We start from the raw sequence: 17,842 nt of genomic DNA, 5'->3' as shown, positions 1-17,842 counted from the left end.
CACAGCGCGAGTTTATAGCCATCGCTTTTGCTGATGTGGAAGTGCGTCTGCCAATGACAGTGGAAGCAGATTGGTTTAGCGGGGGGATTACAGGCAAGTGCATCAGCAGTACTTTACTCCATCATCGAAACAGCGAAAGCCAATGGCCTAGTGCCGTTGACACACTGGCTAGCTCAACGACCACCGTACTCGAGTTTGGCGTCTGTTGTTTAATATTGTGCGTGACGGTATTGGCGTTGGACTGAGTCGTGATTGGTAAAAACTTGGTCTCTTCAGGATTATCTTGTGTCGCAATCACAGGGTTGTTGCTTGCCAAGTTTATATTCGCGGCACCAACGAAATACTTGATTGTTATTGATGTGGTGCTTTTGTGCAACTTGGGCAGTTGACGACTGCTTGGCTAGCGCCTCATTCACGATCTCTAATTTATATTGAGGCGTGAAGAGCCGGCGACTAGTATGGTGAATAATATCTGACATTGGTCATATCCTAGCTGATAAAGTGGATATGATGCCTTAAGGATAATTAAATAAAAGATGTAGTGGCCGTAAGGTTACGGCTTTTCCAATATGTTTTTTAATATTGGCTCAAAATCATCAAGTTCAGATGCTTGGATCACATAGCCAAGGTTAATCATAATATCCGTTGTAGAAATCGCTTTTGTATCTGTGGGTACTTCAATAACCTCAATTTCACCTGTAGCTTTTCTAATTGGCTAGAAACACAGGTGAACCACTTGATCCAGGAAAACAAGCCGCATCAATCACAAACTCTTTTTTACCATTGTAAGGTAACTTAGGATGAGTAGCAGTTATGCCTCTTCTAATGATTGGTAAATTATGTTGAGAATCCCAAATCCCGTTTGGGTATCCAATCATGATGATCTCTTCCATTGTTGACAGTTTGCTCAGTAACTGTGGGGATGCAATGACAGGCTTAGCTAAAGGAACAATATGAAACTGGTGATTTGTGTTTTCTATTTGACTCAATAATGGAGCAATTGGAAATATTGCCAAATCAACGTTTTCTTCAGGATGTGGAATACATTGGTTTTCGAAATCGTTAATTTCAAATGTTTTCATTTGCCCCAAAAGAGGTTTGTTATCTTTAGCCAGAGTAAGTGATATTGATCCTTTTATTGCGCCATTAACAACGTGTTTATTTGTAACGATGCAAGGGACTTGTTTATCTTCAGATTCGAAGAAAACGTAAAAATAACCACTTTCTGTAGAAGTCGCTCCGTTAGCCAAAACGCATTCTATCCTTACGGTAGAATGAATAAATTCTTCAATAGGGTGTTTAAAATCACTCATTCAAATACATCTCTGCCATATCATCTAATTTTGCTTTGACTTCCTTCCAGTTTGGCATAACTTGGGTTAATAAACGCCAGAATCTCTCGCTGTGATTATGTTCTGCAATGTGGGAAAGCTCATGTAAAATCACGTAATCAATGCAATCTTTAGGGGCTTTTACTAGGTGAGGATTGAGCATCAAGTTGCCTTTTCTTGAGCAGCTTCCCCATTGCTTTTTCATTGCCATTACACGAAAAGATGGAATGCCTGTTACCCAAGTAGTTTTCGGAAGTAGTTCGACTAGTCGTTCATGAAAAATTGCCTTAGCTTTGTGTTGATACCACTTATCGATTAGCGGTTTAATTTTCACCAACCGATCATCATTATTTTTGTTAATGTCATGCTTGATAGTGACATTCAATTTGCCACGGCTCAGCTTTACATTGGGCACTTGCTCAGCATCAATGATGATTTTTAATATGTAGCGTTTACCTAGGTAAAACTGTGTTTCTCCGCTTACATAGCGTTTGGGTAATACCGTATCCTTTTGTTTTGCAAATTCATCAATGCTTTGCCAAATCCATCTGGCACGCTTACGCATAGCATCTTGAATAGCTTCATCACATGCATCATGTGGCACTGTAGCCACAACACGTTGATCAGGGTGAACCTTAATAATTACTTTGCGTGCTGTTTGTTTAGCGTTATCAACAGGCTTGGTTTTACGAATAACATCATAGTGAATGGTGTCGTTACCATAGGTAAAAACACCACGTTCATTGGTTATTGTTCTGATCTCAGCGGCAACGACTTGTTTAGTCACTCTTATTAGCCCCTTGCTATGCCTAAACGAGTGATTTTAAGTACTTCTTCAATTAACTTTTGCGCGTTATCAAGGCCAAGATCACCAAACAACATCGGCAACAACTTCATATGTATGGCGTTTTCAATTTCCGCAGGGTTAATTGAATACTCAGCAACCGCATCATTCACGACAGCATCAATATTAAACGCCAATGCTACTAACTTGTCGCTATCCAGATCCTTTTCAGTTAAGAAGTCGGCATCAAATAGGTGCTTAAATAAACCAAAATAGGCTTGGGCATGTTTATTTAACTTGCCGGAATCATTTACAAAGTCATTGGGAACATCAGCCACCTTGCGATCTTTCACTTCTTGCTCAAAATCAGCGAATAGGATGTACTGCTTAACAGGAGCATCAAACATAGCTCTAGCATCTGCAATCGCCTGTATAAGCATCTTTGAAAAATATTCTTGTGCATAAGGATCATCTGCTAAGTCTTGCTCAATCATCTTGGTGATACGACCAGTAATTTTGTCCGTTTGGTTACGAGCCTCGTCATCGCTCAGATCCTGTGGCTTAACGTCTTTTCCTAAGTTGCCTACCAAGTATGCTCCGTCAGGCTCTTTTACTTCAATGCCTGCTATGTGTTTATCGAGTAAGCTACGGATATCTTCTGCATATTCATCGTAATTAATGGTTTCATCTGCATCTTCACGAACTTGTTTACGTAACTCGACGAAGGCTTTTAAGTCGCGTTTGTATAAGTCTCGTTTATTATCAAATGATTTATCTTCAAAGTAAGCGGCTGATTGTAATGCTACTTTCATGCAGTTTGAAAACGCTGTCAGTATTGAGTAAAAATCATCTCGTTTTTTAAGGTTGGTGTCAGTGAGCTTATCATTAACCTCATGGACTTTTGGTGCCAAGGCTTGTCGGAGCGCAGGGCCATCTTGCTTGTTTTGTACCCCGTCAAATATTGCCCATAAATCGCTATGTAATCCTGACAGTTTTTTATACTCCGTATCCATGCGATTGTACAAACCTTTCAGGTCGTCTATATCAAAACCGCCTTGGGTGCGCTCAGCTAGATCTTGGTACTTTTCTATGGTGATGTCTAGCTCACTTAAAATACCTCTATAATCAATCAAGTACCCAAACAGTTTTTTGCTATGTAATCGGTTAACACGAGCAATCGCTTGGATCAGGTTATGTTCTTTAAGTGGTTTGTCGATATACAACACCGTGTTCTTTGGCTCATCAAAGCCCGTTAATAGCTTATCAACTACTATCATGATATCCGGGCCATCATCTCTACTAAATTCTTCTATAATGGCTTTCGTATAGGTTTTTTCATCCATTTTATCAACATTGGCCTTCCACCAATTTTGCACAATGTCTTTACTTTCTTGATCGACTGCTTCGTGTCCCTCACGAGTATCAGGAGCCGACATAGCAACAACCGATGAAACCGTCCCAATTTTATCTAACGCCTCTTTGTAACGAATAGCAGAAGCTTTAGAGTCACAGGCTAGTTGACCTTTTAAACCTTGATGCTTGAAGTTTTGAAAATGGTCGGCAATGTCGTAAGCGATTAACATGATCCGATCTGCCGTTTGATAAATCTGTCCTTTTTGTGCAAACTTCTTTTTTAGGTCGGTCTTTTGCTTGTCACTCAATTTACTTGTACTGCGTTCAAACCATGCATCAATCGCTTTATCGTTTACATTTAACTCAGGTATGCGCTCTTCATACAATAAAGGGGTAACGGTTTTATCTTCCACTGCTTGTTGCATGGTGTAAGAGTGAATGATTTTTCCGAATTTATTTTCAGTCTTATCATCTTTTAATAGCGGCGTACCCGTAAAGGCAATAAAAGCGGCTTTGGGTAATGTTTGCTGCATGCGAATATTATTTTCACCATTTTGACTGCGGTGACCTTCATCCACTAACACAATAATATTCGAGCTGTCGTTGTAACAGTTTTCGTGTTTTATCGCAGAGCCAAATTTATTAATTATCGAGAAAATAACGCGCTCGTTCCCTTGACCAATTTGTTCGGCTAAGCGTTTACCTGTGGTTGCCATTGCATCTTTTTTATCACGGTCGGTGAGCGCACCACCCGAGGCAAAAGTGCGGCTTAGCTGGTCTTCTAAGTCCACGCGGTCAGTCACTATAATTACGCGGCACTGCACAAGTTCTTCAAGCCAAATAAGCGCTTTTGATAAAAACACCATCGTAAACGACTTACCACTGCCTGTGGTATGCCAAATAACACCGCCTTCACGCGCACCTGATTTATCAAATGTGTTAATACGCTCTATTAGTGCCTTAATGCCGAATACTTGCTGATAACGAGCGATAATTTTGCCTGTTTTTTTATCAAACAAGGTAAACAGGCGAGTCATATCCAATAAGCGCTCATGTCTTAATAAGCTGACAATCAACCTATCTTGGTCGGTTACGGTTAAATCACCTGCAGCAATCAATGACTGGTAATCATCTTTATCCTTGGCTGAACGGTGATGAAACAATTCATGTAATTGGTTATTACTTAGTTTATGATTTTTAAGCCGCACAAATTCCGCTTCAGGGATATGTTCTTCCTTCCATTTAGCCCAAAATTTGTCTTTAGTTCCACAAGTTGCATATAGGCCTTCATGCCCGTTTACTGCTAGTAGCAATTGGCTATAAGCATACAAGTGAGGGATTTCAGCCTGACCTTGGTTTCGAATATGCTGCGAAATCGCCTCAGCGTTGGTTGATTTACCTTCTTTATTCGAATCCGGGCGTTTCGCCTCAATCACCACTAATGGCAACCCATTCACAAAGCACACAATATCTGGAATGCGATTACCCGTTCCTTCGGCATTTTGTACTACTAATTCCTCGGTACAATGGAACACATTGTTATCAACATCATCCCAATCAATCAGCTTAATGGTGGGGGAGGCTTTTTTACCATCAATAAATTCAGTCACACTCACGCCATACATCAATGCATCATAAAGCTTCTCGTTAGCCGCTTTTAATCCAAGATTCATAGCAGGGTTTAACTCATGCATTACCTTATCAATGGCCGCATCTGAGAGCTTATGTTGCTTACCTGCGAATGAGAATGTTTGGTTAGCTAAAAAATCACGCATTACAGGTAACAAGATAACCTGATGAGTGCTTTTCTTTTCACTTGCTAGAGTGTTACCACGCAGCGCTTCGCATTCACTTGGTGCAATGAAGGTGTAACCCAAGTTGGTTAACAATGTCAGTGCTGGTATTTTTGCGCTGAATTCTTCCTTATAATCGGGACTTTTTGACATCGTATATTCCTTTATCCTTATCTATGCTAGTGTCGATAGGGTTTTAACATACCCTTTTGCTTGTACAGTACGTTTGATTTTTTGTGTGAATGGAGAATCAAACGTTTCACCCCATTCCCCTTGAGAAAATGTTAAGACTATCTTATGTGTGCCTATTTGTATTTTTAACAGATCATCTTCTAAAGGTTCATAATTAAAATCAAAACAGGATGGCGTATCGAGCAACTGATTTCGTTCTAAATGTGCTTTTATCCAACGCACACATTGTGCTCGCTCATACAAATCAATGTCATATGGGCTTTCAATCATACCCACCAGGTAGGTTAAATCATCAAAGGGTTGAACAGCATGCTTTCGAGATAACAACCAATGGTCTTTTGTTCTATCTATTTTGCTACTACATGTGCAAAATTTAAGTGTTTGAGTACCATCACACATACGATTAAGTACCTTGAGTTAAAGAGGATTTAATCATTTGAAATATCCATATTTAATGAACGACCCTGGTGCTCATGAAGCGTTAACCCTTGCTCAGTTCTCCAATCTACCCATCCGTTTGAAGATCCGAGTAACAAAAAGCACGACGCACCACTGGGTGTTGGGAATAAATAATCACGCTGAAAGACGAAGCGCCCACCTTGCTCTGTAATTACACCTTTAGATAACAGCTGGTCACGCTTTTCCATAAAGCGCTCATTATTCTTTCGTTGGGCAGTCATAGGCGCAGAAGAGCCCTTTAATACCACCATTCCTTCATTGGTATAAATGCCCTTCGCATCGACATCTGTTCGGATACATAAAAAAACCTGTTCTGTCTGGTGAGTTGTTGCTTCGGTTAATGATTCAAATATGGGGTAACCAAGCGTCGCTAACAACAAGCTACCAATTTCATGAATTTCATCGCAATCTGCTTTAAGTGGAACAGGTGTATGTGGCTTTTGCCCGCCATTACCATTAAGCAATTCATAACGCTGGCAAAGCTTTGCTTTTTCTATGGACAGTGATTCTAAATACAGCACATGGGTTTGCGTTAAGTTATTGGTGAGCGATACCAAAACTAATGCACGCTCCCAATCTTTCTTTTCGTCTTTGTAGTGCTGCATCAATCGGCTGCCCACATCGCCCGACTGACCAATATATAACTCGTCTTTGCTATCGCCAGAAACTAAAAAATACAAGCCGACCTGCTTAGCTTCTGGTATTTTTACAAATTCAGCAATATCACTACGAGGCACTTCAATTAAGCGAATAATCGAGGTGGTTTGCTCGGCAATGCGAATGCCCGCTGGGTCGCCAGTCGGTAAAAATATTTGTATAGTACGAGGTCGTTTTTGCGTGATCATGCGACCTCCTTGTCATCCACTTTCACTCTGCGCTTGCCTGTTAACAACTGCTGCATCAACGCTTTTTTCTCTTGCTTCAGGTCAGCAAGCTGTTGTTCTAATAGCTCAATTTCTTTGTCTGTATTTGTTAATAAGGCTGCGATTTTTTGTTGTTCAACCAATGGCGGTAACGTTAAGTGGGCTTTATTAATGCCGCCTACAGATAAACCGAACCTTGTTGCGCCAGTTGCTAATGTAAAAAAGTAATAACGAGTTTTTGGCATGGAGAATAGGTAGTTGAGAAAAGAACCTTCTACCAATTCATTGTTAGGGCGAATAATCGCCAAGTGATAGCCACAAACCACACCATTTAAATCTTCGCTTACTAAAGCTGGTACAGCAATATCTCCTGGTGTTTCTGAATCTTTTGTAACTATTACGTCATTAACTTTTAAGGTGTACTTATCTATTTCACTCTGCTTTGCAGTCGCTTTCATAAAAGTTAACGACTTGGTTATTTTAGTGTTGTAATAAACATCGGTATAGTTACAAAGTTCAACAGGGATTTCACCTTCGATTGTTTTCTTGTCTACAGGGCTAACTATAATTCGTGCTACATCATGCAAATACTTGTCTTCCCACTCACCCTCAAACGGTTTGCCTGAATCATCAAGTAAGCGTTTTTTGCCTGTGAGCAGTTGCTGCATGAGGGCTTTTTTCTGCTGTTTGCTGTTGTCGATTAGGCGCTCGGTGGTGCTAATCGCTTTATCCCATGTGGATAGAATTTTGGCGATTTTGCGTTGCTCTGGGAGTGGAGGGATTGGTATGTCCAGACTTCTAATAATTTTAAGGCTGACTGTTTTATGTGAAGAGCCGTCGACAGTTCTTTCTATTTGCCTTTTAACGTACTGCCCTTTAAGCACATTAAAAATATAAAGAGAGTCTGCGCTTGAGTTCGATTCTGCAATAACTGTGTTTTGACCTAGACAAAATGGTGTATCTGTTGCAGCGTACGAACTAATACCGTAGCTTCCAACACGACTGAAAACTATATCAGAAGCTTTGGGTTTATATTTTTTTGTAAATTCAGCAAAGACCTCCGATGACACCTTATTAGTATTGTTTAGGTCAAGATATCCGCCCTTTATATCTGTAACCCTAACCATTGCATAACCGTCATCTGAAAATGTCGGGGTTTTATGAAGAGAGTCAAAAACCTTGAAGACATTATTTAGCTTTTTTATTTCCCATCCATTAGGCACCATAACCCAACTCCTTTAAGTAGCCTTCCATTTCTGCTTCAAGGGTTTTCAGCTCATTTTTAAGCTGTACACGCTCAGTACGTACTGCCACTAAATCAATTTCAGCCTCTTCTTCAAAGGTATCAACGTAACGTGGAATATTGAGGTTAAAGTCGTTTTCTTTAATTTCGTCCAAGCTGGCTAAGTAGGAATATTTATCGGTGGTTTCACGCGCTTTGTAGGTGTCGATGACTTTTTGGATATTGTCAGGTGTTAACTGGTTTTGGTTTTTACCTGATTTGAACTCACGGCTGGCATCAATAAACAGCACGTTATTGTCAGTTTTTTGCTTTTTGAATATTAAAATAGCGGCAGGAATACCTGTACCAAAGAACAACTTTTCTGGCAGGCCAATAACGGTGTCTAGCAAGTTTTCTTCAATCAGTTGTTGGCGGATTTTGCCTTCTGATGAAGCTCTAAATAACACACCATGTGGCACTACGACTGCCATTCTGCCACTTTCAGGTTTGAGGGTTTCAATCATATGGATAATAAAGGCGTAGTCACCTTTGGTTTTCGGTGGAATACCTCTTCTAAAGCGACCATATGGGTCATTGCCGGCGTCATCATGACCCCACTTATCTAATGAAAATGGCGGGTTAGCTGTTACTACATCAAAGTGCAATAAGCCGTTGCCGTCTTTATCAAGTAGCAGTGGGTTACGAATAGTATCGCCCCATTCAATACGGTGGTTATCTTCTCCATGCAGGAACATGTTCATTTTGGCTAATGCCCATGTTGAACCAATCGCTTCTTGCCCGAACAAGGCGTACTTTTTAGAGCCTGAATTTTTACGCACCATAGCGCCACATTTTAACAGTAGCGAGCCACTGCCTGTACACGGGTCACATATTTGGTCGCCCTCAACTGGCTCTAGAACCGTTGCCAGAAGGGTCGAAACTTCTGGTGGGGTGTAGTATTCACCAGCGGTAGCACCACTGCCAGCGGCAAAGTGTTTAATAAGGTATTCGTAGGCATTACCGATGATATCTAAACTACCGACACGCTCCGTGCTTAGATTTAATACATCTTTACCGAAGTCCTCCAGTAAGTGACGAAGTAAGTCGTTTTTTTGTTTTTCTTGACCCAAACGGTCTGTGTTAAAGCTGATGTCTTGGAATACGTTTTTAAGCTTACTGCCGTTAGCTTCTTCTAGCGCGTGCAAAGCTTTATCTATACGCTCACCATTGCCTGCTTCATAGCGTTTATCGTATATATCCCAAAAGCTTGCTCCTTCTGGTAATACAAAACGCTGCTTCGACATCATTGCGTGAATCAGGTCGGGGTTATCCCCATATTGAGTAACTAATTTGTTGTATTCGTCTTTATATACATCAGAAATGTATTTCAAAAATAACATGGTGAGGATGAAGTCTTTATAGGTATCAGCACTTATCACACCGCGAAAGGTGTCACATGCACTCCAGACAGCTTTGTTTATATCGTCTTGATTGATTTGTTGCGTTGTCATTTTTATAAACCTTTTTATTCGTATTAAGTGCTGATACCCAACTGAAAGTGTTGATATCAGCATTTTATAATTCTTGTAAACGTCTTCTAAAGACGCTATCAAATTTTGCAACTTTTTCACCTAGCCACTGACTTAGCACTGGCCATGTGCTTTCATCTGATAGGACGCTGTTTTCACGATAGACTTGTATTCGGGATGCTCGTTTTTGCTCTAAAGCTTGCCATTCAACTTCAAAACCTAATTCATTTTCAATCATAACCGCATCAAGTTTTAAAGCATTGAATATCTCAGTGGCACTTTCACTACCAATGTAAAGCCCTACACCAATGGTATTGGTAATTGAGTTACAAGTGCAGGTAATATGAACATCAGTTTTACCAATCACAGTGTTGAGCCAGTTTTGCGCCCTTGCTTTTTGAGTGTGAATGTTATGTTCAGTTTTTAGATGCTCTTTAAGGTGCTCCCAGAAACGTCGTTGTAACTGCTTAATGTCTGAAAGACCATCTTCGACATTTTTCAAGCCTTCTCTCGTGTTTCGTGACCACTCATTGGGCTTGCACACTATATTAAACTTTGGGGCATACTCACTGTCACCAATCGACCACAGCTCTACCTCTAGACCAAAGAACTTAAATTCTTCATCACTGATTGTATTGAGCCAGTCTAATGCAGCTCGATGCTCCTCATGAAACTTAGTCGCTATCCATACAATATATGCCGTTTTTAACCCTGAGGCATAAGTAATTAACTGACCAAGGTGTTTATGATCTGTTTTTTCCAACTGGTTTTCGATTAAGACAAATGCCTCTGAATGCCTATCTTTGCATAAGATATCCGCTCTAAAAGGCCCAACTTGCTTTTCTTGGGCCTCAACTTCTAAATCAAGGCCTAACGTTTCGCTTAACAGCTCGATGTTTTCATCTTGAGCAAGCCAAGGCGTAAAATGCCTATCTTCAGTTTGCCAAGCATGTCTTGGTTCAATACGCTTTAAACGTCCTAGTTTCATTGGTTATGTTCTCATTTTATCTGTTTCACTTACCAAGCTTATTTTTAGAAAAGTTTATTCAGTTAATCTTCAACTGAGACAATCTTTACTTTCATCTCAATGTTGTTCGCAAAATAACTTACTTCATCGTTAACCTGGCCATCAACTACTGCACTGCCCAGCGGCGAGTCGATACCAATCAGTTGTATATTATTAGCTTTGCTGGACACATCCGTAGAGCTCTTAACTAGCCTAAAATTAGCAACTTGTCCTTGAATTGAGCCTGAAAGATATGCCACGCTAAATTTACTACCAATCTCGATATATTGAGCGTCATTCTCTTGTGAGCTATTTGGTTTCTCTGCATCAAATTGCTCAACGTCATTATTTGTATACGACTCATCTTTGGTGTAAGGATTTGTAGCATCATAGTCTTTTAAACACGATTGTAATCGTTCTTCTAGGTGAGCCTTCAACAACTCGATTTGATTAGCTTTATAATTAAACCAATCGGTAGACCATATTCGATATAACGACCAATTCAAACGTGAAAGGACTTCCTCTCTGAGAATATCTCTATCCCTTGCTGATTTACTGCTGTGATAGCTTGCACCATCACATTCTACCCCGCAGATGTACCCCAATGGATAATCAGGGTGTTTAATACCAATATCAATAAAATAACCAGCCACTCCCACTTGCGGCACAGGAATAAAACCTAAGTTTTTAATCACATCAATCACCGCATCTTCAAACGGAGAGTCGGTTTCTGCGACCAAATCATCAGAATGTACAATTTGCTCACCTAAGCGCCCTGTTGCCGAGTATTCGAGCCAACGTTTAAATAACAACACGCCCTCTTTGGCTCCACTGGTGTCGAAGTCAGCCATGGGGATAGAGGTGAATGTCACAATACGCTCTTTGGCGCGTGAAAATAATACATTTAAACGCCGCTTCCCTGCTACACCATTTATTGGACCAAAGTTTTTACTGAATTTACCTTGTGCATTTTTACCATATACCGTTGAAATGAATATTACATCACGTTCATCCCCTTGGACGTTCTCGATGTTTTTTACGAAAAAACGAGACATTCCTTTATCGGTTTCTTCCCACTTAGCGAGGTAATCAGAAATATCATTATCTGTATCTCGTGCTTGTAGGATTAAGGCTTCAATATGCTCTTGTTGTGATTTATTCATGGTCACTACGCCTAATGATTTATCAGGTGTAGTTTTCATAAAGTGAATAATGCCATCAACGACTTTATTTGCTTCTGTTGGGTTAAGCCCTCTTTCATAGATCCCATCAGCTCTTACTAAACTGACACCCAAATCACGTTTCCCGCTGTGGGGTGTTGGGAAGATAATGAGTTCGTTGTCATATACATAATGATTCGAAAACGCAATTAAAGATTCATGTTTAGAACGGTAGTGCCAACGCAAGCGATGTTTAGGCGAAAATGCATTATTAGCTAACTCTAAGATAGACTCTTCAACGGTGACAACATCCTCGTCTTCATCTTCATCATCATATACACCAGCAAAAAAGCTTGTGGGTGGTAACTGATTTGTATCACCTACAATGACGGCTTGCTTCGCTCGCATTAATGCAGATATCGACTGTTCAGGTGTCATCTGTGATGCTTCATCAATAATGAGTAAGTCGAATATTTCTTTTCTAGGTAAATAACTTGCGATTGATGAAGGCACCATTAGCCAGCAAGGATGTAAACCAAGAAGTGCATTCTGGCTTCTTTTAATAAGCTTGGTTACAGACATTTTTCTTTTAAGCGCAACTTGATGAGAGATCAACGATAGGTCAGTGTAGGCGCTTTTCTTACCAACCCCTACTCCTTCGGCGATGCTAATTAGAGGTTTTAATCCTCTATTCAAGACAGCTTCTGATGACAAATTTATTAATTCTTTGTCATTATGTTGAAAAGCCTTTTGGGCTGCTGTTAAACGATTTCCAGATGATTGCGCAAGAATATTGCCATGCTCCTGAAACACTTGTTTCACCACAGAACGTAATATTGCCAAGCAAATGCTTTGCGCTAAACTTAGTGGTGACTCTAAAGAATAATAGTAAGATACAATATCAAGAGGCACTCCTAAGTCAATAAATTGCTGATAAATAGAGCTTCTTTCCACCAAATGTGTCACACCATACTCATCGTCCATCGTAGCTGTACATATTTTTTTAATATTATTTATTGTATGCGCTTGCTCTTGGAAAGTATCATCTACTTTGCTAAACAAGATAATGAGTTGCTTTGATGATTCCTCCAGCACTTCAATCTTTTTAGCGCATTCGCTGATATATCTTAATGTAACATAATGACCATTTTCGGTATTTCGGGGAATTAAGTTTTGCCAAGGGACGTTATTTGCATCATTTAGAGATAAATTAAGCAACCAAGGTTTTACCTTAGTTAAATCATTTGCAAGATGTGATAATTGCGCAATGTCAGAAAGTGATATATTACTTTTTTCGACGCCTATATTAGCTGCAACAGAATCAAGTAGCGATGAAAAGGCTAAATAGCTTTCACGATCTACATTATAGGATGACACAATAGATTTAAACATCGAGACAGAGCCAAACTGCTCTAAAATTAACGCCTCCCATGTAGCTTTTTGTGCATTGTTGAGAAACTCGTTGAATTCGGCTAATGCCTGCTCTAACACATTATAATTATTTTCCAGAGTATCTAACGATGACTTATCCAAAGTTTTAAATGCGCTGAATAGTGCTTCATCATTAACAAATGTCGTAATTTGACTGACAGTGTCCTGGTTAATATCACTTAAAAGAAGTCCTGCTTTTTTTAACTTTTTCTCAAGCAGCTCAACTTGTGCAATACTTTCTTTAAGAAGATTAAAATTGAGCTTTTCTGGGGTTGCTATAACAACGTTAGCATCTTCTAGTGACCATTTTGTATATATCTCTAATAATTGCGTCAACTTTTGACATGCTCCTAATTTACCAATCGTTTTGAAGCCGCCACTTGGTAAGCTATAGATTGATTCAAAGAGTTTTACTGCATTTTTATAATGGGTTGATAAGAAGCTAAATAGTCCTGAGGTTTGAATGCAGTTGCGGGCATTCTCTATTTCCATTTTGGACGGAAGACGTTCGAGCTCTATACCCTCAGAAACAAGTACTTTAGCCTGATTTTCTAAATTAAATAATGACGATTTTACAGTAGAGATGGGTTTAACAGATAACGTCCTCAGTAACTCATTATTATTTAATATAGGCGTATCTTGAATAATCAGTGACAAATCATGTAATGATTGAACACTAAACTTAGCACTATCTTCTCTTTGTAAATCTTCAGCTACGGACTGTTTTATATTAATGATTTGCTGTGCAACATCCTGATATGATGCAACTTGTTCTGAAATGTCAGTTAGTTTATCCGCATCAGACACACATTGGCATAACTTATCTAAAAGCGTCTCTAAAGCTGTTAAAGGACCATAATGATTATCATTATACAGAGGTGACAATCCATGGAATGTGAGTTCTTCATCATTGGAAATATTCTGAGATTCAGTTAATCTTTTTAATAACAGAGTGAATTCAGAGATGACCGTTGCTTGAGTAGGTAGACTTTCAAGTAAAGAAACTAAGTTATATTGATCAGAATTTAACGCTTTTAATAACGGGGATTGTGTCGATTCAAAGTGTGAAATTACCGTTTTCAGCGTCGATAAGAAGTCATCTAATGCTTTGTTTTTTTCTTGATTAACATCGATTTCTCGTTTACCCGATATTGCATCTTCTTCGAAATCACATGATGTACATGCCGCTTGAAATGTTGTCCCAACATCAACTATAAATTGCTTAATCTCATTGAGTTCATAGAATCCTAAAGACGTTTGATTCACTTGGCTGAACAGACTTTCAGGATAAGCTGGAACCTTTTGTAATTGTTCATCGATGTGAGTAATATTTCGAGATAATTCACTCATGAATAATTTATCTAGAACTATCTTGATTGATTCATGTTTGACAGATAAGAAAGGTCCCGATGCGTAACTTACAAGTGTATCTAACTCGTCAGAATATTTTATATGCAACCCCAAAGCTTCATGAACAGATAATTGTGTATTAGGTACAAATTGACTTAGAACTTGTGAATATTTATCTAATGTGTCTTTGTGTTGCTCATTTTGACGGATCTGGTCGTGTTTAAGTTCATTGTCCCAACCGTTTGAACTAAGCTCTATTCGTGATGCTAATTTGTCGTAAAATTCTGTGTTTTTTGTATGTTCATTCGTCACAGGCAAAACAAGCTTATCTAAACCTAACTTCTGAAGACGAGATAAAACTACTTCCAATGCAGTATTCTTTTGGGCAACAAAAAGTACTTTTTTACCGGTATAAATAGCATTTGCTATTAGATTTGTAATGGTTTGTGATTTACCTGAACCAGGAGGGCCCTCAATAGCAAGATTTTGTCCTTCTGATACTTTCATCATGGCTAAAAATTGAGATGAGTCAGAATTCATCACCATGTGGGGTACTAATTTGTTTGCTAACGAATTATCAACATCATGTGCAGTTAGCTCGCTTTTAAACGGTTTATTTCCATCTGGGGTAACACCGCTCATCATTTCAGACAATAAGTTAAATTGTGAAAAATCGATATCAGGCTCTAGGTCATAAAAAAGCTCAATACCTGTAAATGGAAAAATGCTTAAGGTAGCTTGCCTTCTCAGATTTGCTTGTAATGCTTTAGGAAGTTTATCAACTGTTTCTTGTAACCAATTATCTATATCCAATACATTATTTAAATCAGGTAAGCTATTTAAGGTAATACCAAAATCATTTTCCAGCTTATGTGACAATGCGGGGTTAACCAACATATCATCTCGTAATGCGATTGAATAGACGTAGCCACCTTTTTGTTTAGATTTCTCTAATCCAACAGGCAGAAGTAATAAAGGAGAGTTAAAACTTCCTTTAGATTCAACTGCATTAGGCTCTTTCCAAACAACATAACCTAATGCAAGATAAAGAGTCTCTAACCCTTTTTCTTCTTTATAAAACTTATCCTTTGATTCAATTTTACCTGCAACTGCTGAGAGTGACTTACCTAAAAGTAATGTTTGCAAGGTGTCATCCAAATGACGATCATCTTCTGTTTTTACATTCGGCTCTGGTAAATTAAAAGACGGATTTATACCGTGGTTTCTCGCATGCTCACTAAGCTTGGTTTTATCTACTTTAACCACCCGAGGGATCATCCCCATTTCAATTCGTAATCGGTCTTTGAGCTCTCGTTCAAGTTTTGCCTTATTCTCAAACGCATCTTCATCTCTTGCATGGTCAATTTTCGTTAGTGATTGCAGATAAATTGGGTCAGTACGCAATTTAGCTTGAAATGCACTTTGAAACTCTGTGACGTTTTCGTCAACGGGATCTTCTTCTAGCGCTGGTAAAGAACCTAATTTCATACTTCTATTAATGACACATAAATATTCAACTATCTGCTGTGGTTGCTCATCGACAATACGAATAGAACTTGTAGAAGTTTTATTTGCAGAGTGATTAATTAATGGATTCCGACGAGACACATCCATCAACTTTGGGCGTAAATTTGCTATTTTGTTAGCTATAACGTCATGAAATTGGTGCGATGTCTTACTCATTTATTTTCTCTTCTGATTAATGTATTTTTAATCTCTTTAAGGGCTAAAGTGACTATGCTCTATTATGGTTTCAACTTCAATCAAATCTCTATAATAAAATTTCTTAGATAACTTCTATGGTTTAAATACCTCAGTGGACGTACAATGACCAAGTTAATAAAATGTACGGATTTAATTTATGAATCTTAAAAGTGTAGCTGAAATTCAAGATGAATTAGAAAGAATTGAAGCTGAAATAGAGAAAATACTTTTACCACATAAAATTGGTGCTTTGTTTTTATTTGACTCAAAAACTCCACCTAATGATGAATTAGACTCTGCGATTTATTCGGACCCTCATAAAGCTCTTTACTGCTTAAATATAAACATCACAGATTTAAACATTAGATTTGGGCTTAGTATTGGTTATTCAAACGAATGGATTAACATATATGCACTATCAAAAAGAAAAACACCTTCTATTGAGAGGTTTGGATATCACCTTTATGAAAAACGTTGGTCATATGGTGATCCACCAGCAACCCCTGTCCCAATAAAAAAAGGAATACACATATTTCAAGAAGATATTGAAAAATGCTTTTCAACTTTGAATGAAAGAAGAGAGCTTGCTAATCAAAAAAAAGAATTACACCGATATCTTAGAGATCAAGAAGAAAAAGAAATTCTATATAAAGAAAGTTTAAGAGCGAAAGCTATCACTGAGTTCTGCGTTGAAAGAGAAAAAATATTAACCCAAAAATACTTGTACTTGTTTAACGATAGCATTTCATTTGCACTTAAAGATACAAAATTAAGTGTCAATAAACTTAATAAAATACAAACCTACGATTGGTTAGTTGAAAATAAGACAAACTTAAAAACAGGAGAATGTGATTGCATCGATTATAAAAAATATGGAAAATATCATTTATTTAATGATGTCAGAAGTATGTGCCGGCACCGTTTTTTTGCTTACAGGGAAACCGACACTATAAAAGATCTTTCAGAAATAGAATCATTTGCTTTGTACCATAATTCACATCCAATTCATCTAATCCACAAAGGCGATTTATCAAACGGTAGAAGATTTATTATTACCATAAACCATAATTCAAATTGCTTAAATATTGTAATGCCTAAAGTCAAGCTAGATGGGTTCGTAAGGTGTTCATTATCTTTTGAAAATGGTACATACATTAGAAAAGGAGGTAGTATTGTTATGATGGACTTGATACATGAAAAACTAGAGTTTCTTTTTAAGGATCTTATGGTTTTATCAAAACATTTTACTTTTTAAAGAAACAATCATTATTTACTAACGCTTTTTCCCAAATTATAGGATGAAAGTAAATGTAACCAGTCTGATTACTTTAATATCGAAAACCAGTTTGTATTTAACCTTAACCACGTACATTGAAGTAATAACTACTTATTTAAAAAGAAAAGCAGCGAAAAATAACGACTAATCGTGTATTCAATATTAATTGATAAATATTTCATGGTGAGGGGTATGTGTTTTAGCTGTGTATAAAATTAAACTGCAGCACCCTAAATTGACGGCTTTATTGACGGCGTTATATATCACATATATAAAAAAGCCCCTGTATAACAGAGGCTTATTCATTAAATTTGGCGGAGAGAGAGGGATTCGAACCCTCGTTAGGTTTAACCCTAAACACACTTTCCAGGCGTGCGCCTTCAGCCACT

Annotated in this window: 12 protein-coding genes; 2 read left to right on the top strand and 10 right to left on the bottom strand. The window is 38.3% G+C overall.

Translation table 11 applies throughout. The features are described from left to right. The coding region (locus ACSHXM_RS16565) for a hypothetical protein (protein WP_435690506.1) at positions 1-245 on the top strand (245 nt) is incomplete at its 5' end. A gap of 33 nt (positions 246-278) precedes the next feature. Here the strand turns inward: ACSHXM_RS16565 and ACSHXM_RS16560 are convergent. The 10 genes from ACSHXM_RS16560 to ACSHXM_RS16515 form a co-directional block, all read right to left on the bottom strand. Further along, positions 279-479 carry a transposase gene (locus ACSHXM_RS16560; protein ID WP_435690504.1) on the bottom strand — a complete coding sequence of 67 codons (201 nt, stop codon included), beginning with the start codon at positions 477-479 and terminating at the stop codon, positions 279-281. Between the two features lie 228 nt (positions 480-707). After that, a complete protein-coding gene (locus tag ACSHXM_RS16555) occupies positions 708-1,313 on the bottom strand; it encodes a S1 family peptidase (protein ID WP_435690502.1) in 606 nt (201 codons plus the stop codon). Next, positions 1,306-2,118 carry a M48 family metallopeptidase gene (locus ACSHXM_RS16550; RefSeq protein WP_435690500.1) on the bottom strand — a complete coding sequence of 271 codons (813 nt, stop codon included), beginning with the start codon at positions 2,116-2,118 and terminating at the stop codon, positions 1,306-1,308. The genes ACSHXM_RS16555 and ACSHXM_RS16550 overlap by 8 nt, the downstream gene beginning before the upstream one ends. Positions 2,119-2,123: 5 nt before the next feature. Then, positions 2,124-5,414 carry a type I restriction endonuclease subunit R gene (locus ACSHXM_RS16545; RefSeq protein ID WP_435690498.1) on the bottom strand — a complete coding sequence of 1,097 codons (3,291 nt, stop codon included), beginning with the start codon at positions 5,412-5,414 and terminating at the stop codon, positions 2,124-2,126. 21 nt (positions 5,415-5,435) lie between these two features. Further along, positions 5,436-5,852 (bottom strand): hypothetical protein, encoded by a 417-nt coding sequence (locus ACSHXM_RS16540; RefSeq protein WP_435690496.1) that lies wholly within the window; start codon positions 5,850-5,852, stop codon positions 5,436-5,438. A gap of 29 nt (positions 5,853-5,881) precedes the next feature. Then, positions 5,882-6,757, bottom strand: a complete 876-nt coding sequence (locus tag ACSHXM_RS16535) for a GIY-YIG nuclease family protein (RefSeq protein ID WP_435690495.1) — start codon at positions 6,755-6,757, stop codon at positions 5,882-5,884. Then, entirely contained in the window at positions 6,754-8,001 is a 1,248-nt protein-coding gene (locus tag ACSHXM_RS16530; RefSeq protein WP_435690494.1) for a restriction endonuclease subunit S, read from the bottom strand. Before ACSHXM_RS16530 ends, ACSHXM_RS16535 begins: the two co-directional genes overlap by 4 nt. Next, positions 7,991-9,508, bottom strand: coding sequence for a type I restriction-modification system subunit M (locus ACSHXM_RS16525; RefSeq protein ID WP_435690492.1), 1,518 nt, complete (start codon positions 9,506-9,508; stop codon positions 7,991-7,993). Before ACSHXM_RS16525 ends, ACSHXM_RS16530 begins: the two co-directional genes overlap by 11 nt. A gap of 64 nt (positions 9,509-9,572) precedes the next feature. Then, on the bottom strand, positions 9,573-10,514 hold the full coding sequence (locus ACSHXM_RS16520; protein WP_435690490.1) for a DUF4268 domain-containing protein: 942 nt from the start codon (positions 10,512-10,514) through the stop codon (positions 9,573-9,575). Positions 10,515-10,576: 62 nt separating this feature from the next. Then, a complete protein-coding gene (locus ACSHXM_RS16515; RefSeq protein WP_435690488.1) occupies positions 10,577-16,156 on the bottom strand; it encodes a DUF4011 domain-containing protein in 5,580 nt (1,859 codons plus the stop codon). A gap of 178 nt (positions 16,157-16,334) precedes the next feature. On the opposite strand from ACSHXM_RS16515, the gene ACSHXM_RS16510 reads away from it, so the two are divergent. Then, positions 16,335-17,432 (top strand): hypothetical protein, encoded by a 1,098-nt coding sequence (locus ACSHXM_RS16510; protein WP_435690486.1) that lies wholly within the window; start codon positions 16,335-16,337, stop codon positions 17,430-17,432. Positions 17,433-17,842: the final 410 nt, after the last annotated feature.

This window comes from Paraglaciecola sp. (genome assembly GCF_051252315.1).
Lineage (GTDB): Bacteria > Pseudomonadota > Gammaproteobacteria > Enterobacterales > Alteromonadaceae > Paraglaciecola.
The sequence above is the reverse complement of the archived record's forward strand: the minus strand, read 5'-3'. Positions and strand labels throughout refer to the sequence as shown.